Raw genomic sequence first — 23,265 nt, 5'->3', positions numbered from 1 at the left:
GAGTGGCCGTCATGAGTCGATTCTGGAGCGCGGGCGTTGCCGATCTGACGCCCTATGTGCCCGGTGAGCAGCCGCAGATGCAGCGTCTCATCAAGCTCAATACCAATGAGAACCCGTACGGCCCGTCGCCGCGCGTGCTCGCCGCGATTCGCGAGGCGCTCGGCGGCGATGCCGACGCGCTCAAGCGGTACCCAGATCCCGACGCCCGCCGCTTCAAGCAGGCCATCGCCACGCGGTTCGGTCTGGAAGTGGCCAACGTGCATGTGGGCAATGGGTCCGACGAAGTGCTGGCGAACGTGTTTCAGGGATTGTTGAAGCACGACAAGCCGATTCTGTTTCCGGACATCACCTACAGCTTCTACCCGGTGTACTGCGGGCTGTACGGCGTGGCGTTCGAGAACGTGCCGCTGACGGACACGTTCGAGATTCGCGTCGACGACTACCTCAAGCCCAACGGCGGCATCATCTTCCCGAATCCGAACGCGCCGACAGGTCGCCTGCTGGCCGGTGGCGAGATCGAGCGTTTGCTGGCGGGAAATCCGGATTCGGTGGTCATCATCGACGAGGCCTACATTGACTTCGGCGGCGAGAGCGCAGCGAAATTGATCGCGAAGTATCCGAACCTGCTCGTGGTTCAGACCCTCTCGAAGTCGCGCTCGCTGGCGGGGCTGCGTCTGGGCTTCGCCATCGGGCATCCGGATCTGATCGAAGCGCTCGAGCGCGTCAAGAACAGCTTCAACTCGTACCCGCTCGACCGTCTTGCGCAGGCAGCCGGCGTGGCCGCCCTTGAAGACGAGGCGTATTTCGACGCAACGCGTCGGGCGGTAATCGCAAGCCGTGAGGCCCTCGTGACGCGCTTGTCGGCGCTGGGTTTCGAGGTGCTGCCGTCGACGGCGAACTTCGTGTTCGCGCGTCACCCGTTGCACGACGCAGCCCAGCTGGCGTCGGCGCTGCGGGAGCGCTCGATCATCGTGCGCCACTTCAAGCAGGCGCGCGTGGCGCAGTTCCTTCGCATCACAGTCGGCACGGAAGCGGAGTGCGTTGCGTTCACGGATGCGTTGAAGGAAATTCTGGCGGGCTGACGTGGCTTGGGACGTCTCGACGTCACGCAAGACGACGCGGGGGGACGATCATTCCCCCTGAGGGCCGGCAGTGCGGCAACGTGGAACGTTGCCGGCACTGTCGGCCCTTTTGTTTCATGTGATGAGATGTCTGCGGGGGCGCCGGGAAACGCACCGGCCTGAGCGCGCTGGCAGGGCAACAGGAATCCGCCGCCTGCGTTATGCTGTTGGGCGTGTTGCCAACCGGAGACTTCAGCATGTCGCACAACGTAGAGCTTTTCATTAACGGGCAGTGGAAGGGAGGCGCGGAAGGTCTCACGCTGCCGATCGAAAACCCGGCCACTGGCGAAACCATCGGAACCGTCGCGCGAGCGACCCAGCCGGATCTCGACGCTGCCCTCGCGGCGGCGGAAGCGGGCTTTGCCAAATGGCGCGAAATCGCACCGTTCGAGCGCGCCAAGCTCATGCGCAAGGCCGCCGGTCTGCTGCGTGAGCGCGTCGGCGACATCGCACGTCAGATGACGATGGAGCAGGGCAAGCCGATCGGCGAAGCCAAGGGCGAACTGCTCTCGGCGGCCGACATCATCGAATTCTTCGCGGAAGAGGGCAAGCGGGCCTACGGCCGTCTGGTGCCGGCCCGTGTGCCGAATGTCTACCAGATGGTGATCCCGACGCCGGTCGGTCCGGTGGCGGCATTCACGCCGTGGAACTTCCCGGTCAATCAGGTGGTGCGCAAGGTCTCGGCCGCGCTGGCCGCCGGTTGCTCGGTGATCGTCAAGGCCCCGGAAGAAACGCCCGCCTCGCCGGCCGGGTTGATTCGCGCCTTCGCCGACGCCGGACTGCCCGACGGTGTTCTGAACCTCGTGTATGGCGTGCCTGCCGAAATTTCGTCGTATTTGATCCCGCATCCGACGATCCGCAAAGTGTCGTTCACGGGTTCCACGCCGGTGGGCAAGCAACTGGCGGCGATGGCCGGTCTGCACATGAAGCGTGTGACGATGGAACTCGGCGGGCATGCGCCGGTGCTGATTTTCAACGATGCCGATATCGCTGCCGCCGTGCGCAATCTTGCCGCCGGCAAGTTCCGCAACGCCGGTCAGGTGTGTATCGCACCGACTCGTTTCCTCGTGCAGCGCGGCGTGTACGATCAGTTCGTCGACGCCTTCGTGAAGGCCGCCGAAGCGGTGCGCGTGGGTAACGGGCTGGATCCGGAAACGACGATGGGGCCGCTGGTCAATGGCAAGCGTTTCGAGGCGATCAGCGCGATCGTCGACGATGCGGTGGCCCAAGGCGCTCAGCTCAAAACCGGCGGTAAGCGTGCGGCTGAAGGCGGTCACTTCTACGCGCCGACGGTGCTGTGCAACGTGCCGTTGAGCGCGAAGATCATGCACGAAGAGCCGTTCGGCCCGGTCGCGATCGTCAATCCGTTTGATACGGAAGAGGAAGCCATTGCCGAGGCGAACCGTCTGCCGTACGGCCTGGCAGCATATGCGTACACGACGTCGCAGGGCACGGCGCATCGCCTGTCGGCGCGCGTCGAGACCGGTATGCTGACGATCAACCATTCGGGGCTGGCCCTGCCGGAAGTGCCGTTCGGCGGTGTGAAGGACAGCGGCTACGGTTCGGAAGGCGGCCCGGAAGCGCTCGAAGCGTACCTGCAGCCGAAGTTCGTGTCGCGGCTGGAGGCCTGACGCGGGCCGGCCCGGGTTATCTGCGACAAGGCAGCAGATAACGGTCGGGTCGCAAGCCGATGCGAGCTATCGCATCGGCTTTTTTGTTGCCCCGTCGGCCGACGCCATATCCATGGATGCTCGATACGGGCGTGCGTTGATGCTGCGCGCTGCCGGGGCAAACGCGTCGCTCATCACGTCGTGCGACGCATTGTAGTAAGTCGTGTCGATGTCGAGCAGGCCGAGCATGGTGTGGTCGAGCTGATCGGTTTGATAGGGCCGGGATTCCAGCGTTGCGCGCCGCTTCGCATCGATCCTGTCTCGCGTCCAGACGAACATCGGGATCTCGTAGCCGGAGGCATCGGCGACAGACTGCCCTGTGTGATTGCGCGTGTGGCCAACCTCCTGGGCGTGGTCTGAGCTGAACAGCAGGCTGGCGTCAGACGTCGCCGGGGCCGCCATGGTCTTGCGGATCAGACTGGCGACCACGTAATCGTTGTAGGCGATGGCGTTGTCATATTCGTTGCGCAAGCGACGCACCCAGAGCGACCGACCTTGCGTCGCGAGTTGGCGCACGACGGCATCGTCTGTGTTGTCGAAGCGTGCAAAGGCCTCCGGGTAACGCATATCGTAGGTCGGATGCGCGCCGAGCAGATGCACGACGATAAGCTTGCGGGGGGCGTCGCTCGCGAGTGCGGCTTCGACCTCCGGCAACAGGTTGCCGTCGTAATTGTTCTCGCCGCGCCCCAAGCCCTTGTTGATGAAGACCCGCTCGTCGGCGCGATTGGCGACGAGTCCCAACCAGCCGTCGTTGGGCGCCTGATTCGAGATCCAGTAGGTGCGATATCCCGCCTCCTTGGCGAGCATGACGAGATCGGGCTGATGCGTCCAGGCGTCGGGATCGGCGAGACTTGCGGGTGTGAGCATCTTGATGAGGGAGGCCATGGTCGCGGGCTCGGACGACACCACGTCACGGAAGACCGTGAGTTCGCGCCGCAATGCGTCGAGCATCGGCGTGGTGTTGCGCGCGTAGCCGTAGAGCGACATGTTGTTGCGGTTCAGGCTCTCGCCGATCACCCACACAACGGTCTTGCGCGCGGGCCCCCGATACTGCACGCGCCAATCGTTGCGCTGCGCCATGTTGCGGTCGAGTTCGCGTTGAAGCGTGTCGGCATGCGCGAGTTGTCGCTGGTAGTCGAGATAGCGGATCGGCCAGTAGAGCAGCGGGTTTTCCTTGGCCATCGTCGGATTCAGATGCAGCGCGAAAAAGCCCAGGAGCAGGCTGGTCACGGCGATTTGGCTGCGGCGTTGCATTGGCGGTAAAGCGTTCGCGGCCTCCGCCCGCGACAGGCGGCGCTCGAGCACGACGACCGCCGACATCAGCACGGCGAAGACCCCGCTTGCCTCGGCGAGGTCGCGCCAGTGGTGGCGGAGGAACTCGCTGGCTTCCGAAGGGTTCGTGTTGAACACCGCTTGCAGGACCAGCAGATGGTTCGGGCGCAGACCGAAGTAGTCGCGCAGAAACCCTTTGGTGGCTGCGTCGAGAAAGAAGACGGCAACGATGCCCAGCGTTGTCGCGCTCAGCCATGCCGGGCGCGTGCGCAGCATCAGGCACAAGCCCGTGAGCCCGGGTAGGGCGGTTGCCATGAGCGCCGCGCTCTTGCCGTACTCTTTGGCGCTGAGCATGCCGAACGCCCAGAACAGGGCCAGGCCGCCCAGTGCAATGAGCAGGCGGTAGAGAAGTGGTTTCAAGGTGCGTGTCTCCCAATGCGTCGCGCACGTCGTTGCGTGCCTGTCGATGGCCGCTTGTCCGGCGCCGTGCCAGTTCCGGTTGGCATGCGGCGTGGCGTCTGGCACCGGTCAGCGCCGCAATTCGACCAGAAATTGGGAGATTGGTGTCGTGGATGCGAATATTTTTGGGCGAATTCTATTCGTTATTCGGCGCATTCCGACCAATGTGCCGGTGTCCGACCGATCGACTTAGCCTGAAGGGCCGCGGGCGAGGCGCTGGCGCCGCCACGCGGCGGGGGGCTGGCCGTAGTGCTGGCGAAACGCGTGGGACAGGGCGCTTTGGTCGTTGAAGCCGACCTCCAGGGCGATGTCGGCGAGCGTTGCGTCGCCGGTGCTCAGCAATGTGGCCGCACGTGCGAGCCGCAGGCGCATCAGATGCTGGTGAGGCGTCTCGCCGGTGATCGCGACAAAGGCATCATGAAAATGACGCACGCTCATGCCGGCTTCCCGTGCCAGCGTTCCCGTACTTGGTGGCGTTGCCAGCGCAGTGCGCAGTCGGGCGTCGATGCGCGCCAGGTCCAGCCGAACGGAACGCTGTGCGGGGCGGGACGACGCCAGCCGCGCCGTGAGGGCGCCCAGCCAAGCACGCACGACGGGGTCGTTCGCGCTCAGGGGACGCTCGCCGTCCATGCGCGCGCTCACGCGCCGGGCCATTGCCAGCAGGTTCGCGTCGAGCGTGAAAAAAGCCTCATGCGCAAACGCGCGCTGCGAGCCTGTCGTCGTCGCCAGACGCGACGGCACATCCAGCACGACTTGTCGGTTGGGGCCGTCGCCCCGGTACTCATGCCGCACGCCGGCTGGAATCACCACGCCGTTGCGCGCGCCTACACGCCCGTATTGCGTGGCGTTGCCGTCCAGCGACATCGACATGCGCCCGGACAGTCCGATCACGACCTGATGAAAGTCATGCGTGTCGGTGCGATCGGTCGGGCAGTATTCGCGGAGCGCGAGGATCGGGATGGACATGGCAGGAGAAGCAGAATACGACCGTGATCGGACCGTCATCGAATGGTGAAGTATCCGACGTTATCACCGATCGACGAAGTAAGGCGCACAAGGGGGGGCGACCTCACGTTCTCGGTGAGTGCGCGCAAGTGGCTGATATAATGCCAGCTTCCGAATGTTGGCGACCCGCCTGCGCGAGACCCTCCGCCGCGGGCGTTTTTGTTTGTCGCCGACGCGATGCACCCACGCCAAATCATGACCACTGTCCGCACCCGCTTTGCGCCTAGCCCGACCGGTTTCATCCATCTGGGCAACATCCGTTCCGCTCTTTATCCGTGGGCCTTCGCGCGTCACAATCACGGCGCGTTCGTGTTGCGCATCGAAGACACCGATCTCGAGCGTTCGACCCCGGAAGCCGTGCAGGTCATTCTCGAAGGCATGGAATGGCTCGGCCTCGATTACGACGAAGGTCCGTTCTACCAGATGCAGCGCATGGACCGCTATCGCGAAGTGCTCGAGCAACTGAAGGCCGCCGGTCACGTCTATCCGTGCTACATGAGCATGGAAGCCCTCGACGAGCTGCGCGAGCAGCAGCGCGAGCGCGGTGAGAAGCCACGTTACGACGGTCGCTGGCGTCCGGAGCCGGGCAAGGTGCTGCCCGAGCCGCCGGCCGGTGTGCAGCCGGTGTTGCGCTTCAAGAACCCGCTCGCGGGCAGCGTGGTGTGGGAAGACGCCGTCAAGGGCCGCATCGAAATCTCGAACGACGAGCTCGACGACCTTGTGATCGCGCGTCCGGACGGCACGCCGACCTACAACTTCTGTGTGGTTGTCGATGACATCGACATGGACATTACGCACGTGATTCGTGGCGACGACCATGTGAACAACACGCCGCGTCAGATCAACATCTTCGAAGCACTCGGCAAGCAGCCGCCGATCTACGCCCATCTGCCCACGGTGCTTAACGACCAGGGCGAAAAGATGTCCAAGCGCAACGGCGCCATGAGCGTTGTCCAGTATCGCGAGGAAGGGTTCCTGCCCGAGGCGGTGGTGAACTATCTGGCACGGCTGGGCTGGGCGCACGGCGATGCCGAAGTGTTCTCGCGCGAGCAGTTCGTGACGTGGTTCGACCTCGATCATCTGGGCAAGTCGCCCGCACAGCACAATCCCGAAAAGCTGCTGTGGATGAACAACCAGTACCTCAAGCAGGCGGATAACGAGCGCCTGGCCGGGCTGACCGAGCCGTTCCTGCAGAAGGCGGGCGTGTCGATCGAAGGCGGTCCGTCGCTCGCAGGTGTGGTCGGGCTGTTCAAGGACCGGGCGAACACGATCAAGGACATCGCGGCGAGCGCCGAAATGTTCTATCGCAAGCCGGCACCGTCGAACGACGATCTGGCCCAGCACATGACGGATACCGCGCGCGCGGCCGTGAAGGATCTTGGCGTGGCGCTGGCGGCGTTGCCCGAGTGGACGAAGGCGGCCATCTCGCCGGCATTCAAGGCCACGCTCGCCCAGCATGGCATGAAGATGCCGCAGCTCGCGATGCCGGTGCGTCTGCTCGTGGTTGGCACGACGCACACGCCGGCCATCGACGCGGTGCTCGAACTGCTTGGCCGCGATACGGTGCTGGCGCGTCTGGGCGCCTGAGGAGCACAGCGTGCGAGCGCTTTCCGGGCCGCCAGCGGCGGCGCCGGAAACACAAAACCCCGGGATGCGCGAGCATCGCCGGGGTTTTTTGCGAGGGGGGCGCCATCACATCCAGCGCCCCTGCGCACGCCTTACGACGGCAGGTTGCCTTCCGAGGCAACCGCGCTGGCGGCGCTGGCCCTGGCCGGCGACACCGGACGCTTGGCGCGCGAATAGCCTTCGAGCAGCTTGACCATCTGCGCGTAGATCTTCGGGTTGCCCGCGAGGACTTCGCCTTCGAACAGGAAGTCCGATTCGCCGGTGTAGTTGCCGACCAGACCGCCGGCTTCGGTAATCAGCAGGCTGCCGGCCGCCATGTCCCACGCGTTCAGGCCCTGCTCGAAGAAACCGTCCATGCGGCCGGCCGCGACGTTGGCCAGATCGAGTGCCGCCGCGCCCGGACGGCGGATGCCCGCGCAATGCTCGGTCATCGTGCCGAACATCTTCAGATAGTTCTCAACGCCTTGCAGGTCGCGGAACGGGAAGCCGGTGCCGATCAGGCCATCGGCCAGACGATCGCGGCGCGACACGCGAATGCGCTTGCCGTCGAGAAAGGCGCCACGGCCACGCGATGCGGTAAACAGTTCGTTGCGGGTCGGATCGTAGATCACGGCTTGCGAAACGATACCCTTGTGGGCGAGCGCGACCGACGTGCAATAGTATTGCAGGCCGTGAATGAAGTTGGTGGTGCCGTCGAGCGGATCGATGATCCACTGGTATTCGGAACCCGACTTGCCATGTTCCTCACCCGATTCTTCGGCGAGGATGGCGTGGTCCGGATAGGCTTGCAGAAGGGTTTCGATGATCGCTTGCTCAGCCGCTTTGTCCACTTCCGTCACGAAGTCGTTGTGCTGCTTTTTGGTGACCTTGACAGTGTCGATGTCGAGAGAGGCGCGGCTGATGATGTTGCCGGCGCGGCGCGCGGCCTTCACCGCGATATTGAGCATGGGATGCTGCATGACAGATTCCTGTTAAGGCCATTGCCGTCGGTACGCGCGACCCCCTCTGGGCCGGCCGTCAGGCATGGCAGACAAAGCGAACAAATTGAGCAAGAGCGATGCCCCGCAAGCGCCGCGCACCGGGTGGCGGCTCGTTTGCAAGGACGAAAACGCGCATTTTAGCAAAAACGCGGCGCCTGCGCTGAGACGTCTTCGGGTTTCGCGCCTGCTTCTGACCCTTTTTCGGGGTTTGGCGGTTTCATGGCAGTACCGGCGAGGTCCGGCGATCGGGGCCACCATGACCGCCCGCAGCGTTCGCGATTCAGGGCAAAATAGCGACGTTTGCCGTTGAACGGCCGGCCGAGCCGAATGACAAGCGTGGACCGGTTCCGATCCCGGTGACGGCGCGTCGTGTTTTCGCATGCCTCTGTTTCCACTCCTCATCACTGCCTCATGTCACAGTCTGCTGTTGCCCATCCCGCGTCGTCGTTGTTCGATCAAGTGCGTTTCGTGCTCAACGAGACGAGCCATCCCGGCAACGTCGGGTCGGCCGCCCGTGCAATCAAGACGATGGGGTTTGGCCGGCTGGTCCTGGCCGCACCGCGCGCGGGGGCCGACGTGCTGCGCGATCCGGAAGCCGTGGCGCTCGCGAGCGGCGCCGACGACGTGCTGGCAAATGCGTGGGTCGTGCCCGATCTCGATTCGGCCTTGCAGGGCGTGAGCTGGGCCGTCGCCTTGTCGGCGCGTTCGCGTGAATACGGGCCGCCCAATGCCGAGCCGCGCGAGAGCGCCGCAATCGCAGTGCAGCACGCGGGGCAGGGCGAGGCGGTGGCGTTCGTGTTCGGTAGCGAGCGCACGGGTTTGTCCAATGACGATGTCGAGCGCTGCAATGCGCTTGTCCATATCCCCGCCAACCCGGTGTACAGCTCGCTCAATCTCTCGCAGGCAGTGCAACTCATCGCTTACGAAGTGCGCATGGGCTGTCTGGCGCGCGGGCGCGGCGAAGGGCCGCATGCCGCGACGGTGGCCGTGTTGCCCTCGGAGCTCGATGCCACCGCGCATGCGTCGCTGGCGACACGCGATGACGTCGAAGGCATGCTCGTGCATCTGGAGCGTGCGCTCGTCGAACTCGATTTTCTGGACCCCGAGAATCCGAAGAAGCTCATGACGCGCCTGCGCAGACTTTTCGCAAAGAGCCATCTGGAGCGTGAGGAGGTCAACATTCTGCGCGGCGTCGCGAAGCACATTCTGGAGCGCAAGCACCGGCGGTGACCGGTCACCGCTCGCCGCGCTTTTTGCACCCACCGTACCCAGTGTGCCCGCCGTGCGCGACCTTCACGAAGGGCGCGGGACCCTGGTAACGCCGCGACGATCCGCGCCAAAGCGGCCGGTCGCACATCACAGGATCGAATTCAGACTCATGTTCACCCGTCTTCGCGAAGATATCGCCGCCATTCGACAGAAAGACCCGGCCGCCCGCAGCAACTGGGAAGTTTTCACGTGCTACCCGGGCCTGCATGCCGTGATGCTGCATCGCGTTGCCCACGGATGCTGGACATCCGGCTTCAAATGGCTTGGCCGCTACGTGTCGCAATATGCGCGCTTCCTCACTGGCATCGAAATCCACCCGGGGGCGACGCTTGGCCGCCGCGTCTTCATCGATCACGGCATGGGTGTGGTGATCGGCGAGACAGCCGTCATTGGCGACGACTGCACGATCTACCAGGGCGTCACTCTCGGCGGCACGTCGCTTGCGCGCGGCGCGAAGCGCCACCCGACGCTGGCACCCGGCGTGATCGTGGGCGCGGGCGCCAAAGTGCTCGGCGGCTTCACCGTGGGTGAGGGCGCGAAGATCGGCTCGAACGCGGTGGTGGTGAAGGCGGTGCCCGCCGGCGGCACGGCGGTGGGCAATCCCGCGCGCATCATTCGCCCCGATGCGCCTCGCGAGGACGCGCAAGCCAAGCCGAACGACCACGGGCGCAAGCCGGAATTCTCCGCTTATGGCATTACGCCGAACGCCGACGATCCCGTCTCGCTTGCCATTCACGGACTGATCGAGAGCGCGACCGATCAGGCGCACAAGATCGATGTGATGGTGGCGGCGCTCAACCAGCTTGGCGCGCATCTCGAAGCGTTGGGCGCGAGCAAGATCGATACCGCGGAGCTGCGCAAGCTGGGCAAGGAAATCCAGGACATGTAACGCGCCATGGCGCGAGGTCGCGCTAGTGCTTGCGAAAACGGCCCGTCATCCGCACGGGCCGCCTTGCTTTGGAGGGCAACGCCTTAGCGGTTGCCGGGGGCGGAGTCCGCAAGATCGATCGCCCGCAAGCCGTGGCTGTCCCATTGCAGATAGCCGCCACGCGGCGTCGCCACATCGAACTCCCAGTCGGGCAACACCCAGCGCACGCGGCGGCCGTCGGCATGGCGTGCCGGACGATGCGTGTGCCCATGCACAAGCGTGCGCTCATCGGCGGCGTCGAGCAGGGCGGCGATGGCTTGCGCGTTGGCATCGGCGTAGGCCATGCGATGCGCACCCTTGGCGGCACTGCGCCGCCGGATGCGATTCGCGATGGCCATGCGCAAGCGCAGCGGCAGCGTCAGGAAGAGCGCCTTGCCGAGCGGCGAATGGGCGACGCGTCGAAAGCGCTGATAGCCCACGTCGTCGGTGCACAACTGATCGCCGTGACTGAGTACCAGCGCCTGCCCGAGAAACGAGAACACGCACGGATCGTCGAGCAGGATCGCACCGGCCGCGCGTGCGAAGCGCTCGCCGAGGAGGAAGTCCCGATTGCCGCGCATCACGGCAATCGGCACGCCGCTCGCAGACAGTTCCGCCATTGCGGCCGTCATGCGACGTGCGAACGCGCCGAGGGGTTCGGGGGGGCGCGTGGCGGCTTCGGTGCGGGTGTCGGTCAGCGTGGCGACGTCGAGCATGTCGTCGCCGATCCAGTATTCGAACAGGTCGCCGAGAATGAACAGGACGGACGCTTCACGCGCGGGGCCGCGCAGGAAGTCCTCGAAGACTTGCACCGTGCGCGGCAGCGCCGGCGAGAGGTGAAGATCGGAAATGAAAAGCGCGGGCCCGTCGCCCCGTGGTGTCACAGGGCATGGCGAGCACCGCGCAGTCGATGCTGGCATCGAGAGGCTGCGTTGGCGGTGGACGCGCTTACGCGACGATCACGGCCTTCTCGATGACGACGTCGTCCACCGGCACGTCCTGGTGGAAGCCCTTCGAGCCGGTCTTCACGCCCTTGATCTGATCGACGATGTCCTGGCCTTCGACGACCTTGCCGAACACGGCGTAGCCCCAGCCTTGCGGCGTCGGTGCGCTGTGGTTCAGAAAGTCGTTATCGCTGACGTTGATGAAGAACTGCGCCGTGGCCGAATGCGGATCGTTCGTGCGGGCCATGGCCAGCGTGTACTTGACATTCTTCAGGCCGTTGTTGGCTTCGTTCTCGATCGGCGCCTCGGTGGGCTTTTGCTTCATGCCCGGCTCAAAGCCGCCGCCCTGGATCATGAAGCCATTGATCACGCGGTGGAACACCGTGTTGTCATAGAAGCCGTTCTTGACGTAGTTCAGGAAGTTCTCGACCGACTTCGGCGCCTTGTCGGCGTCGAGTTCGATGCGAATGACGCCGTGATTCGTGTGCAGTTCAACCATGATGCTTTCCTTCAGATGAAAGGGTCCCGTTGGGCCGGAGAATGTCAGCGCTTGACGACGCTGGCCGATTCGATCACGACGGGCGTGGCCGGCACGTCTTGGTACATGCCCTTGCGGGTCGTGGCAACGCCCTTGATTTTCTCGACGGTATCCATGCCGGATACCACCTTGCCGAAGACCGCGTAGCCGTAGCCGTCCGGGTTGGGGTAGTCCAGTGACGCATTATCCTTCACATTGATGAAGAATTGCGCGGTCGCGGAGTTCGGGTTCGACGTCCGGGCCATCGCGATGGCGCCGGTCACGTTCTTCAGGCCGTTCTGCGATTCGATGGGGATCGGCGCGCGCGTGGGCTTTTCATTCATCTCCGGCGTGAAACCGCCGCCCTGGATCATGAAGTTGCCAATCACGCGATGGAAGATCGTGCCGTTATAGAAACCGCTGTTGACGTACTGAAGGAAGTTCTCGACCGTTTTCGGGGCGGCCTTCGGGTTGAGTTCGACGACGAAGTTGCCGGCCGACGTTTTGAACAGCACTTGCGGCTGGACGTCCTGCGCGAACGCACTCAGGCTCGTCCCCGACAGGGCGGCCGCAGCGAGTGCGCCGCCGAGCAGCGCGCGACGCAGGCGATTCGGAAAATTCATGCATGTCTCCGTAGGCAATGAGGGATCGATTCGTGGGACGACGGGGGCGGGGTTCAGTTGCCCGACTTGCCGACGTTCTTGAGCGCGGCGTCGTCGCCAGTCTTGGGCGCTGACGGGGTCTGGCTCACGGGCGCGGCGCGCTGCGGGGCGAGCATGTTGGACAGGATTTTTTCGCGGTTCGACACGCGCGCGGTCGGTGCGAGCTTGAGCGATTTCTGATACGCCTGCTGCGCGAGCTTGGCGTAGATGTCGCCGAGATTCGCGTACGCCACGGCGAAACTCGGGTTATTGCGAATCGCGCTCTCGAGGGCGGCGCGTGCCTTGTCGTACTCACCGACCTGCGCGTAGAGCGCCGCGAGGTTGTTGAACGGCTCGGGCAGTTCCGGGAAGTCTTGCGTGAGCGCGGTGAAGGCGTCGATGGCTTCGGCGTTGCGGCCCATTTCCATGAGCACGCGCCCGCGTGTGAAGCGCACCTGCGCGTCGCGCGGATATTGCTTGAGGTGTTCGTCGGCTTTCGCGAGCGCGTCGTTGAACTTGCCTGCGGCGACCAGTTTGTCGATGGCCGACTCGCTGGCCTGCTGCGGTGTTTGCAGCGGTGCGGGCGGCGGCGGATCGATGATGGCCTGTGCCCCGGCGGGGAGCGAGAACAACGTGCCCGCGAGGCCGAGGGTAACGCCGGCAAGCGCCAGCGCGCGGGCGCTGCGAGCGGCAGCGGCGACCGGGCGGTGTGCGCGGAGCAGGCGCGTTGCGGGAGACAAAAGTGACCGGCTTCGTTGCGTCATAGTGGGTGCTTGGGATACCTGAGAGGTGCGCAAGAGATGCTATACTCGGCCGCATTCTAACAAAACACCTGCGCCCGGCCCGCGCCATTTATTGTTATGGCGGTGGATACGGTTCGCAGGTTCGTTTTTTCTACCGCACGGCGCGCAGCCCGCCTCGCGATGTCGCCCCCGTCACGTCGTGTGTGATGGCGCCGGAGACATCGTCGCAGCGCCCGGCGCTGGTGCCGCCCGGTCAAGCGCTTATCTATGGATTCACTGCGTGTCTACAACTCGCTCGCGCGAGACAAACAGCCGTTCGTATCTCTCGTTCCCGGCGAAGTCCGCATGTATGTCTGCGGGATGACGGTGTACGACTACTGTCACATCGGCCATGCGCGCGTCATGGTGGTGTTCGATATGGTGCAACGTTGGCTGCGAACGCTCGGGTACCGCGTGACCTACGTGCGCAACATTACCGATATCGACGACAAGATCATCAAGCGTGCCGTCGAGAACGGTGAAACGATGCGCGAATTGACGACGCGCTTCATTGCCGCCATGCACGAAGATGCCGATGCGCTTGGCGTGCAGCGTCCCGATCACGAGCCGCGTGCCACCGACTTCATTCCACAGATGGTCGACATGATCGGCACGCTGCAACGCAACGGTTACGCCTATCAGGCCGACGACGGCGACGTGAATTATGCCGTGCGCAAGTTCGCCAGCTACGGACAACTCTCGGGCAAGTCCATCGAAGATCTGCGCGCTGGCGAGCGGGTTGCCGCCAATGCCGCGAAGCAGGATCCGCTCGATTTCGTGCTGTGGAAGCGCGCCAAGGAGACGGAGCCCGACGAGTCGAAGTGGGCCTCGCCGTGGGGCGCGGGCCGTCCGGGCTGGCACATCGAGTGCTCGGCGATGAGCTGCCAGTTGCTCGGCAATCACTTCGATCTTCACGGCGGCGGGGCGGATCTGCAGTTCCCGCACCACGAGAACGAAATCGCCCAGAGCGAGGGCGCGACGGGCGAAACGTTCGTGAACTACTGGATGCACAACGGTTTCGTGCGTGTGGATAACGAGAAGATGTCCAAGTCGCTTGGCAACTTCTTCACGATTCGCGAAGTGCTCGCGAAGTTCGACGCGGAAGTCGTGCGCTTTTTCATTCTGCGCGCGCAATACCGCAGCCCGCTCAATTACAGCGATGCGCATCTCGACGACGCGCGCGGCGGTCTGACGCGACTGTATACGGCGCTCAAGGATGCGACGGGCGACGGCGCGCCACTCGACTGGAACGAGCCGTTCGCGCAGCGTTTCGCCGCGGCGATGAACGACGACTTCAATACGGCCGTGGCGATCGCCGTGCTGTTCGATCTCGCTGGAGAAATCAACAAGCAGCGCGATCCGGTGCTCGTGCGTCAGTTGCAGGGGCTCGCCGCTACGCTTGGCCTGCTTGGCCGCGATCCGCAATCGTTCCTGCAAGGGGCGGCGGGGAGCGACTCGGCGGGCGACGACGACGCCTTGCGCACGTCGGTCGAGGCGCGCATCGAAGCCCGTGCGCAAGCCAAGCGCGAACGCAATTTCGCCGAGGCCGATCGTATTCGCGCCGAACTGCTGGCCGAAGGGATCGTGCTGGAAGACCGTCCCGGAGGCGCCACCGAATGGCGTCGTGCCTGAGCGCGACGCATCGAGGCAAATTTCATGGTGACTCGTAACTCCGTGGCCGCTAAGGTGGCGACCAAAACTGCCGCAGCGAAGGGCGCGAAGGGGGCCGTGAAGGCCACCAGATCGGTCGCGCCGACCGACGATGGCGAACGCCGTGCGCCGGCCAAGGCGGCTGGCAAGCGCGCGACGACGAACGTCAAGTCGGGTCGCAAGACCGCGACGGGTAGCTCGGCGGCGAAGGCAACGCAGGCCGGCGCCGCCCGCAAGGCCGCGCCGCCGCCGGCGCAAAAAGCCGCAAAGCAGGTTGCGCAAAAGGTCGCCAGAAAAGTCGCAGAGAAGGGCGTAGAAAAGCGCGTACAAAAGCGCGTGCAAAAAAGCGCGGAAAAGGCTGCAGGGCCGGTCACCGACAAGGTCGCAAGAAAGGCCGCACCGAAGGCAGGAACGAAGGTCGCGCGCAAGGCGCCGGTGAAGGCCGCGCCGTCGACGCCCGACGACGCGCGCCGGGTCATCGCCAAGCGCGATGGCGAGACGCGTATCGTGACGCCCGAGATCGAGCGCATCGACCACGACATCGTCGAGCAGGTCGTGACAGGCGTGGTGCCGCTACCGGTCGCGGCGGGGGCGACGCGCCCGCTCTACTGGGATCAGGCCTGCGCCGATCTCATGAAGCGCGACCGTATTCTCAAGAAGTTGATCCCTCAATTTGGGCCGGCCCATCTGACCGGGCGCGGCGAGCCGTTCGTTACGCTGGCGCGCTCGATCGTCGGTCAGCAGATTTCGGTGAAGGCCGCGCAGGCCGTGTGGGATCGCGTGCAGGCCACCTGTCCGAAGCTCACGCCAGCGCAGTTCATCAAGGTAGGGCACGATGCGCTCGCCGGTTGCGGGCTGTCGCGCCGCAAGGCCGAGTACATTCTCGACCTGGCAACGCACTTCAAATCCGGCGCGCTACACGTCGACGCCTGGGCCAGCATGGACGACGAGGCGGTCATTGCGGAGTTGACCGGCATTCGCGGCATCGGTCGCTGGACCGCCGAAATGTTCCTGATGTTCAACCTGTTGCGCCCCGACGTCCTGCCGCTCGACGATGTCGGGCTGATCAACGCCATCAGCGTCAATTATTTCAGCGGGGAGCCCGTCACACGCAGCGAAGCGCGTGAAGTGGCCGCCAATTGGGAGCCGTGGCGCTCCGTCGCCACCTGGTATATGTGGAGAAGCCTCGAACCGGTGCCCGTCGAATACTGAAAGTTCAGTCAAAGACGTATAATCCGCGTCCATCCCATCGCATCCAGTCATTATTGACGTCTATTATGGATTGAGTGGCAATGAAAGTTGTCTATCTCGACCGGGTAGACGTTGCCGGCGGTACAATACGCTGCCGCATTTCCGGGGGAAGCCTGATGAAGAACACCTTTTTGGATTTTGAACAGCCCATCGCCGAACTCGAAGCGAAGATTGAAGAGCTGCGCTTCGTGCAAGACGATTCAGCCGTCGACATTTCCGAAGAGATCGAGCGCCTCTCGAAGAAGAGCCAGCAGCTCACCAAGGACATCTATACGAACCTGTCGCCGTGGCAGGTTTCGCAAATTTCGCGTCATCCGCAGCGGCCGTACACGCTCGACTACGTTCGCGACATCTTTACCGATTTCCATGAACTGCATGGCGATCGCTCCTTCGCGGACGATCTGGCCATCGTGGGGGGCATGGCGCGTTTCAACGGCCAGGCCTGCATGGTGATCGGTCATCAGAAGGGGCGCGACACGAAGGAGCGTGCGCTGCGCAACTTCGGCATGCCGCGTCCCGAGGGCTATCGCAAGGCCATGCGCCTGATGAAGCTCGCCGAGAAATTCGGTCTGCCGATCTTCACGTTCGTCGACACGCCGGGCGCCTACCCGGGCATCGACGCCGAAGAGCGTGGCCAGTCCGAAGCCATCGGTCACAACCTGTTCGTCATGGCCGAACTCAAGACGCCGATCATCACCACGATCATCGGTGAGGGCGGCTCGGGCGGCGCACTCGCCGTGGCGGTTGCCGACACGGTCATGATGCTGCAGTTCTCGACGTATTCGGTGATTTCGCCGGAAGGTTGCGCGTCGATCCTGTGGAAGAGCGCGGCCAAGGCACCCGAGGCGGCCGAGGCGCTGGGTCTGACGGCGCACCGCCTCAAGGCGCTGGGCCTGATCGACAAGATCATCAACGAACCGCTGGGCGGCGCGCATCGCGACCCGCTCGGTATGGCCGGCATGCTCAAGCGTGCGCTGGCCGATTCGCTGCGCCAGTTCCAGGGCAACAGCCACAAGGAACTGCTCGAGCGCCGCTTCGAGCGCCTGATGAGCTATGGCAAGTACAAGGAAGCGGTCGCGAAGTAACGCGCCTGCCACGGCGTCGTCGCCCGTGGTGGCGATGACACCTGATCCCATGCCTCATCACGATGCTTCCGCTGCCGCGTGCGCTTCTGCCCGAAGCGACGCGGCAGTTGTCCATGTGGAGGTCGCGCTGCGCCTCGCCCTGGCGACGCACGCGACGCCTCACCTCGCGTCAGCCCCTCCCTCCCACAGCACCCCGCCTCTGGCCGTCGCGCTGAGCGGCGGACTCGACTCGATGGTGCTGCTCGATGCGCTGGCGCATTGGGTTCAGGCGCGTCGAGACGCGGGCGAGGCGATCGCACCACCGCTGGCCATCCACATCCATCACGGACTGTCCACGCACGCCGACGCGTGGCTCGCCGCGTGCGAGCGCGAGGCGCGTCTGCGCGGTTTTGGGTTCGAGGCGCAACGGGTGAGTGTGCAGCGCGACGCCCGGCAGGGCATCGAGGGCGCGGCACGTGCGGCGCGCTATCAAGCGCTGGCGGCGTGCTGCGACGCACATGGCGTGGGCTGGCTGTTGAGCGCTCACCACGCGAACGATCAGGCCGAGACCGTGCTGTTGCAGATGCTGCGCGGTGCGGGGTTGCCCGGCGTGGCGGCAATGGGCGTGGAGGGGGTGTTGCCGGTCGCGGCAGGCGAGCCGAGTCGTGCACGGCTGCTGCGGCCGTTGCTCGACGTCTCGCGTGAGACGTTGCTGGCGTATGCAAGGGCGCGCTCGCTGTCGTGGGTCGAGGATCCGTCGAACGACGATCGCCACTACTTGCGCAACGCACTGCGTCACGATGTCATGCCCGCCATCGCGGCCCACGTGCCTGCGTATCGGGAAACATTGGCGCGGTTTGCGCGTCATGCCGCGCAAGCGCAATCGCTGCTTGATCAGCTCGCGCAGACGGATTTCGACATGGCCTGCGTGATCCAGGCGTCTGGCGACGAGTGTTTGCAGCGCAGTCGATTGCAAGCGCTGGACACGCCACGACTGGCGAACCTTCTGCGGTATTGGGCGGCGCGTCGCGGATTGGCGATGCCGCCCGAAGCGCGGCTGGACGAATGGGTGCGACAGATTCGCGACGCGCACGACGACGCATCGCTCGAATTGCCGCATGGCGGCGCGGTCTTGCGTCTGTATCGCGACGCCTTGCAATGGACCGCGGCGTACGACGCGGCCCACCACGACGAAGGGGCCTCCGATGTCGTATTGCGATGGTCGGGCGAGCGCGAATGGTCGTTGCCGCAATGGCAGGGAAGCATTGTGTTCGTGCCGGTCGCCGAGGGCGAGGCGGACGAGGGGGGCGAGGCATCCATCGACGAGCGCTTGCTACGCGCGCGGCCGCTCGTGGCGAGGGCGCGCGCAGGTGGGGAGCGATGGCGCGAACACGCGCAGGGTCATTCGCGTTCGCTGAAGCACTGGTATCAAAGCCGCGGCGTCGCGGCGTGGTTGCGTCATGTGCCGATCGTCTGGCAGGGACGCGACATCGTGTTCGTGCCGCGCCTGGGGATCGACGGGGCGGCACAAACCGGTGAGTATCGCGGTGCGCGCTGGCGGATGATGTGGCGCGACGAAGCGTAAGCGACCGAAAACAGCACAATCTGCTGTCGAATGCGGCGCGCTGCGTCCTGGGCAGTGCAATCTGCGCCAGACTGGCTCAGGCGCGATACATTCGTGCGATAATCAAAAGTTCCGCGAATCGAAACGCTACCGATACCCTTCGGCGGGTCTCCGTGCGTGATTCATAAACGGTTTCAAATCAATGTGTTAGCAATGTTATGGCTCTGATCGTACACAAATACGGCGGCACGTCGATGGGCTCGGTGGAGCGCATCAAGAATGTCGCCAAGCGCGTGGCCAAGTGGCACAAGGCCGGTTACAAGATGGTGGTGGTGCCGTCGGCCATGTCTGGCGAGACCAATCGTCTGCTGGGGTTGGCCAAGGAGATTTCGGCCCATCCCGATCCGCGCGAACTCGACGCCATTGCCGCCACGGGCGAGCAAGTGAGCGTTGGCCTGCTGGCGATGGCGCTCAAGGAAGCGGGCGTCGATGCCGTGAGCTATGCCGGCTGGCAAGTACCGATCAAGACCGACAGCGCCTTCACCAAAGCCCGCATTTCGGAGATCGACGATACGCGCGTGATGGCCGATCTCAATGCCGGCCGCGTGGTCGTCATCACGGGTTTCCAGGGGATCGATCCGAACGGCAACGTGACCACGCTGGGTCGCGGTGGCTCGGACACCTCGGCGGTGGCGGTGGCCGCTGCGCTCAAGGCCGATGAGTGCCTGATCTACACCGACGTCGATGGCGTGTACACGACCGACCCGCGCGTGGTCGACGACGCGCGTCGCCTCGACAAGGTCACCTTCGAAGAGATGCTGGAAATGGCCAGTCTCGGCTCGAAGGTGCTGCAGATCCGCTCGGTGGAATTTGCCGGCAAGTACCAGGTCAAGACGCGCGTGCTCTCGAGCTTGACCGACCCGATGATCGCGCTCGACGAAGAAGCGCGCTCGGGCACGCTGATTACTTTTGAGGAAGACGAACAAATGGAAAAGGCCATCATCTCGGGTATCGCATTCCAGCGCGACGAGGCCAAGATCACTGTGCGCGGCGTGCCGGATCGTCCGGGCATCGCCTACCAGATCCTCGGTCCGATCGCCGACGCGAACATCGATGTCGACATGATCATCCAGAACCTGAGCATCGAGGGGAAGACCGACTTCACGTTCACCGTGCCGCGCGGCGACTACCAGCGCGCCATGACGCTGCTGCAAAAGGATGTGCAGGGCCACATCGGTGCCGCCGAAGTCGTGGGCGACCCGAAGGTCTCGAAGGTGTCGATCGTGGGCGTGGGCATGCGCTCGCACGTCGGTATCGCCAGCAAGGCGTTCCGCACGCTGTCGGAAGAGGGCATCAACATTCAGTTGATCTCGACGTCCGAAATCAAGATCTCCGTGCTGATCGACGAGAAGTACATGGAACTGGCCGTGCGCGCGCTGCACAAGGCGTTCGAACTCGACCAGGCCTGAGCGTCGTTGACGGCACCCGGTGTGCCGCATGCGCGCAAGAGGCATGCGGCGCGACGCGCGATTTTCGCGCGGCAGTGCGGGGAATGTTCCCCAAGCGTGTCGAAGGCATGACACATGCGCAAATTTTGTTGGTTTTCGATGCGCATAATGTTTGACGACATCGCGAACAGTAGGTAATATCACGCCTTCGTTACATCACCTCCCTGATGTGACGGCAAGTTTGGGAGACGTGGCCGAGAGGTCGAAGGCACTCCCCTGCTAAGGGAGCATCTGGGCCAAAACCTGGATCGAGGGTTCGAATCCCTCCGTCTCCGCCAAGTCGCCTTGGCGGAACACCCCCGGCTCTTCGCGGAGAGCCGGGGGTTTTTTCTTTCCCGAGTTCGCGCGTTGGCGATACCTCGCGCGTCGATACTCTTTCTGTTTCGAGCGAGGACAACGATGTCGATCATCACTACCGATTCCGGCCTGCAATACGACGATCTGCAAGTGGGCGATGGCGCCGAAGCCACGCCGGGTCAGACCGTCACCGTGCACTACACGGGCTGGCTGACCGACGGCAAGAAATTCGATTCCAGCAAGGACCGCAACGACCCGTTCGCCTTCGTGCTCGGCGGTGGCATGGTCATTCGCGGCTGGGATGAAGGCGTTGCCGGCATGAAGGTCGGCGGCAAGCGCAAGCTGGTCATTCCGCCAGAACTGGGCTATGGCGCACGCGGTGCCGGCGGTGTGATTCCGCCCAACGCCACGCTGGTCTTCGAGGTCGAACTTCTGGACGTCTGAGCGATCGAAAGCCGTCACCAAGCGGCATCATCGATGCAAACGACACCCCCGGTGCCTCGCAGGTACCGGGGGTGTTGTCTTTTTACGTGGGCCTTCGCCATGCGCGATGGCTGTACAAAGGAGCCTTCTTTAGGTGTCTCACCCCACCCTGTCTGTTTCCCGATTCTGGTTTCCGTTCTCGCTCGTGCTCTTCGAGTTTGCCGTCTATATCTCGAATGACATGATCATGCCCGGCATGCCGATGGTCACGCGCGAATTCGGGGCGTCGGCGGACATGACCACGCTGGCGCTCACTGCGGCCATGCTCGGCAACGCCAGCCTGCAATGGCTGCTCGGACCGCTCGCCGATCGCTTCGGACGCCGTCGCGTGCTGCTCGGCGGTCTCGTGATGTTCATCGTCGCCTGTCTGGCCACGCACTACGTGCAGACGATGCCGCAGTTCATTGCGCTGCGCTTCCTCCAGGGCATGGGGTGCTGCTTCGTGCTGACGGTGGGCTATCCGACCGTGCACGAAGCGTTCGACGAGAAGACGGCGGTGCGCGTGATGGCGCTCATGGCGAACGTTTCGCTGCTCTCGCCGTTGTTCGGTCCGCTCGCGGGTGCGGCCGTGGTGTCGTACTGGCCATGGCGCAGCATCTTCTGGCTCATCGCCATCGTGGCGGTGTTTTCGTTCGTGGGGCTGTATCGCACCATGCCGGAACTGTCGCGCCATGACCGCACGGCGCTGAACGCGAAGCAGCTCTGGACGGGCTACAAGCTGCCGCTCTCGAGCGCGCGGTTCTGGCGCGGTGCCGTGCTCACGGGGCTTGCCATCACGCCGCTGCTGACATGGATCGCCCTCGGCCCGGTGTTCCTGATCGAGCGCGCCGGTTTGTCGCAGATGCAATACGCGTTGCTGCAAGTGCCGGTCTTCGCGGCGCTGATTCTCGGCAATGTGTTGCTCGCGCGTCAGGTCGGGCGCTGGTCGAATGGCCGATTGCTGGCGACGGGCGTGGCGGCGATGCTGATTGGCGCGGCGGTGTCGCTCATCGGTACGGCGATTCTAGCGCCGGGCTATCCGGCCCTGCTCGTTGGCACGTCGTTGCATGCGTTCGGCATGGGCCTGTGTTACGGAGTCGTGTATCGGCAGTCGTTGTTCGCTGTCGAGAGTCCCAATCGTGCGACGGTGGCCGGCATGCTCAGCATGATCACCATCGTTGTGGCCGTAGCCGTGATCGAGACGATGAAGGTGGCGTACCTCCACTTCGGCGATGCCGCGCTCGGCATCGGCGCGATGATGGCGGCGGCGCTGGTCGCGGTGCTTGCGGCGAACTTCGTCCCACCGCCCGCGCAGGACGCGCTCGCGCAGCCCGGCCGGCCTTCGTAGGTCCGGCTACCCCACTGAAACGCCAGCGAAAACGTCGCTGGCGTTTTTTTTATGCGTCGCGTCAGCCGTGTGCGTGGTCGTCGGCCACGGCCTTCGTGGTCGGCGAGTCCGCATTCTCAGGGGGCGTTGCCGGGTTGGCGGCCGGCGCGGGCGCCGCGTAATAATCGCGCTCCCACTGTTCGTGATTTGCCTTCGCCTGCTGCAACTCCGGCGTGAGCGGCGCGAAGGCCAGCAGCAACTTGTTGAGCCACGATACCGGGACTTTGCATGGACGCTCGAAGTCGACGAACAGCACCACGCGTGTCTCGGGCGTATCGTTGTGCACCTGATGGGGATAGGCGTCGTCGAAGATCACGGCGCGGTTCGCTTGCCAGGCGTAACGCTGAGCGTCGACTTCGATCCAGCAGTGCTCCCGCTCGCGCGGCACCTTCAGTGCAAGATGCAGGCGCAGCACCCCGTTGTAAGGACCTCGATGCAGCGGGATCTGCTTGCCCGGCGCGAGGATCGAGAAGAACGCGGTGCGCAACCCGGGAATGCCGTCGAGGGCGGCCGCGGTGGCCGGGCAGCGCGCGAGATTGCGCTCGGCGCGCATGCCGTAGCCGAGAAACACGAAGGTCTGCCACTGGTGATCCTGCGTGATGGTGGCGACGTCGGGCGAGATTTCGTGAAACGCCGGCAAACGCCCGGGCGTGGCGAGGACGGCGTCGAGTTCCGCGGCGATGGCCGGCGCCTGCGCTTCGAGGGCTTCGACCCACGGGAACTGCGCGTTGTCGAAAATGGGTCGGTCGCCGACCAATGACCCACGCGCAATACGACGTTGCGCCGCTTCCACGCATTGAAAGAAAAATCGGGCGAGCCAGCGAGGCAGGGTACGGTTGGGGTTCTGCGCGGGCGATCGTGTAGCACTCAACGTCGGCCTCCAGGGCGG

20 protein-coding genes and 1 tRNA gene are annotated in these 23,265 nt (G+C 64.3%); 13 read left to right on the top strand and 8 right to left on the bottom strand.

The window, feature by feature from the left end; genetic code table 11:
- Nucleotides 1-11 precede the first annotated feature (11 nt).
- Nucleotides 12-1,082, top strand: coding sequence for a histidinol-phosphate transaminase (hisC, locus tag PCE31106_RS08640; protein ID WP_017234691.1), 1,071 nt, complete (start codon nucleotides 12-14; stop codon nucleotides 1,080-1,082).
- A 236-nt stretch (nucleotides 1,083-1,318) separates the two neighbouring features.
- Complete coding sequence (locus tag PCE31106_RS08635; protein ID WP_026132096.1) at nucleotides 1,319-2,752, top strand: NAD-dependent succinate-semialdehyde dehydrogenase; 1,434 nt, start codon at nucleotides 1,319-1,321, stop codon at nucleotides 2,750-2,752.
- 66 nt (nucleotides 2,753-2,818) lie between these two features.
- Here PCE31106_RS08635 and PCE31106_RS08630 read toward each other — a convergent pair whose 3' ends face one another.
- Both PCE31106_RS08630 and PCE31106_RS08625 read right to left on the bottom strand, forming a co-directional pair.
- Complete coding sequence (locus PCE31106_RS08630; RefSeq protein WP_150563024.1) at nucleotides 2,819-4,483, bottom strand: phosphoethanolamine transferase; 1,665 nt, start codon at nucleotides 4,481-4,483, stop codon at nucleotides 2,819-2,821.
- Between the two features lie 228 nt (nucleotides 4,484-4,711).
- Nucleotides 4,712-5,488 (bottom strand): AraC family transcriptional regulator, encoded by a 777-nt coding sequence (locus tag PCE31106_RS08625; RefSeq protein WP_174975056.1) that lies wholly within the window; start codon nucleotides 5,486-5,488, stop codon nucleotides 4,712-4,714.
- Between the two features lie 231 nt (nucleotides 5,489-5,719).
- On the opposite strand from PCE31106_RS08625, the gene gltX reads away from it, so the two are divergent.
- The gene (gene gltX, locus PCE31106_RS08620) at nucleotides 5,720-7,114 is read left to right on the top strand and encodes a glutamate--tRNA ligase (RefSeq protein ID WP_150563115.1); all 1,395 of its coding nucleotides are present in this window, start codon (nucleotides 5,720-5,722) and stop codon (nucleotides 7,112-7,114) included.
- A gap of 131 nt (nucleotides 7,115-7,245) precedes the next feature.
- Here gltX and PCE31106_RS08615 read toward each other — a convergent pair whose 3' ends face one another.
- On the bottom strand, nucleotides 7,246-8,112 hold the full coding sequence (locus tag PCE31106_RS08615) for an inositol monophosphatase family protein (protein ID WP_017234696.1): 867 nt from the start codon (nucleotides 8,110-8,112) through the stop codon (nucleotides 7,246-7,248).
- 432 nt (nucleotides 8,113-8,544) lie between these two features.
- On the opposite strand from PCE31106_RS08615, the gene PCE31106_RS08610 reads away from it, so the two are divergent.
- Nucleotides 8,545-9,363 (top strand): RNA methyltransferase, encoded by an 819-nt coding sequence (locus PCE31106_RS08610; RefSeq protein ID WP_174975054.1) that lies wholly within the window; start codon nucleotides 8,545-8,547, stop codon nucleotides 9,361-9,363.
- A 148-nt stretch (nucleotides 9,364-9,511) separates the two neighbouring features.
- A complete protein-coding gene (gene cysE, locus PCE31106_RS08605; protein ID WP_150563022.1) occupies nucleotides 9,512-10,291 on the top strand; it encodes a serine O-acetyltransferase in 780 nt (259 codons plus the stop codon).
- 83 nt (nucleotides 10,292-10,374) lie between these two features.
- Here the strand turns inward: cysE and PCE31106_RS08600 are convergent, their stop codons facing one another.
- From PCE31106_RS08600 to PCE31106_RS08585, 4 genes are all read right to left on the bottom strand, one after another.
- Entirely contained in the window at nucleotides 10,375-11,193 is an 819-nt protein-coding gene (locus tag PCE31106_RS08600) for a UDP-2,3-diacylglucosamine diphosphatase (protein ID WP_150563021.1), read from the bottom strand.
- 64 nt (nucleotides 11,194-11,257) lie between these two features.
- Nucleotides 11,258-11,752: a peptidylprolyl isomerase gene (locus tag PCE31106_RS08595; RefSeq protein WP_017234700.1), complete on the bottom strand. Its 495-nt coding sequence runs from the start codon at nucleotides 11,750-11,752 to the stop codon at nucleotides 11,258-11,260.
- A gap of 44 nt (nucleotides 11,753-11,796) precedes the next feature.
- The gene (locus tag PCE31106_RS08590; protein WP_026132098.1) at nucleotides 11,797-12,375 is read right to left on the bottom strand and encodes a peptidylprolyl isomerase; all 579 of its coding nucleotides are present in this window, start codon (nucleotides 12,373-12,375) and stop codon (nucleotides 11,797-11,799) included.
- 71 nt (nucleotides 12,376-12,446) lie between these two features.
- Entirely contained in the window at nucleotides 12,447-13,151 is a 705-nt protein-coding gene (locus PCE31106_RS08585) for a tetratricopeptide repeat protein (protein WP_254440956.1), read from the bottom strand.
- Between the two features lie 270 nt (nucleotides 13,152-13,421).
- Between PCE31106_RS08585 and cysS the strand changes: the two genes are divergently transcribed.
- From cysS to PCE31106_RS08545, 8 genes are all read left to right on the top strand, one after another.
- A complete protein-coding gene (cysS, locus tag PCE31106_RS08580) occupies nucleotides 13,422-14,825 on the top strand; it encodes a cysteine--tRNA ligase (protein ID WP_017234702.1) in 1,404 nt (467 codons plus the stop codon).
- Between the two features lie 354 nt (nucleotides 14,826-15,179).
- Nucleotides 15,180-16,055, top strand: a complete 876-nt coding sequence (locus PCE31106_RS08575; RefSeq protein WP_174975071.1) for a DNA-3-methyladenine glycosylase family protein — start codon at nucleotides 15,180-15,182, stop codon at nucleotides 16,053-16,055.
- 155 nt (nucleotides 16,056-16,210) lie between these two features.
- Nucleotides 16,211-17,179, top strand: coding sequence for an acetyl-CoA carboxylase carboxyltransferase subunit alpha (locus PCE31106_RS08570; protein WP_150563019.1), 969 nt, complete (start codon nucleotides 16,211-16,213; stop codon nucleotides 17,177-17,179).
- Between the two features lie 49 nt (nucleotides 17,180-17,228).
- Entirely contained in the window at nucleotides 17,229-18,743 is a 1,515-nt protein-coding gene (gene tilS, locus PCE31106_RS08565) for a tRNA lysidine(34) synthetase TilS (protein WP_174975051.1), read from the top strand.
- A 197-nt stretch (nucleotides 18,744-18,940) separates the two neighbouring features.
- Entirely contained in the window at nucleotides 18,941-20,191 is a 1,251-nt protein-coding gene (locus PCE31106_RS08560) for an aspartate kinase (RefSeq protein WP_017234706.1), read from the top strand.
- 223 nt (nucleotides 20,192-20,414) lie between these two features.
- Nucleotides 20,415-20,508, top strand: a tRNA-Ser gene (locus tag PCE31106_RS08555).
- A gap of 121 nt (nucleotides 20,509-20,629) precedes the next feature.
- Complete coding sequence (locus tag PCE31106_RS08550) at nucleotides 20,630-20,971, top strand: FKBP-type peptidyl-prolyl cis-trans isomerase (RefSeq protein ID WP_017234707.1); 342 nt, start codon at nucleotides 20,630-20,632, stop codon at nucleotides 20,969-20,971.
- A gap of 133 nt (nucleotides 20,972-21,104) precedes the next feature.
- Nucleotides 21,105-22,337, top strand: a complete 1,233-nt coding sequence (locus tag PCE31106_RS08545; RefSeq protein WP_150563017.1) for an MFS transporter — start codon at nucleotides 21,105-21,107, stop codon at nucleotides 22,335-22,337.
- A gap of 61 nt (nucleotides 22,338-22,398) precedes the next feature.
- Here the strand turns inward: PCE31106_RS08545 and PCE31106_RS08540 are convergent, their stop codons facing one another.
- Complete coding sequence (locus tag PCE31106_RS08540) at nucleotides 22,399-23,247, bottom strand: aspartyl/asparaginyl beta-hydroxylase domain-containing protein (protein WP_254440954.1); 849 nt, start codon at nucleotides 23,245-23,247, stop codon at nucleotides 22,399-22,401.
- Between the last annotated feature and the right edge of the window lie 18 nt (nucleotides 23,248-23,265).

Source organism: Pandoraea cepalis (assembly GCF_902459665.1).
Classification (GTDB): Bacteria; Pseudomonadota; Gammaproteobacteria; order Burkholderiales; family Burkholderiaceae; genus Pandoraea; species Pandoraea cepalis.
The sequence above is the reverse complement of the archived record's forward strand: the minus strand, read 5'-3'. Positions and strand labels throughout refer to the sequence as shown.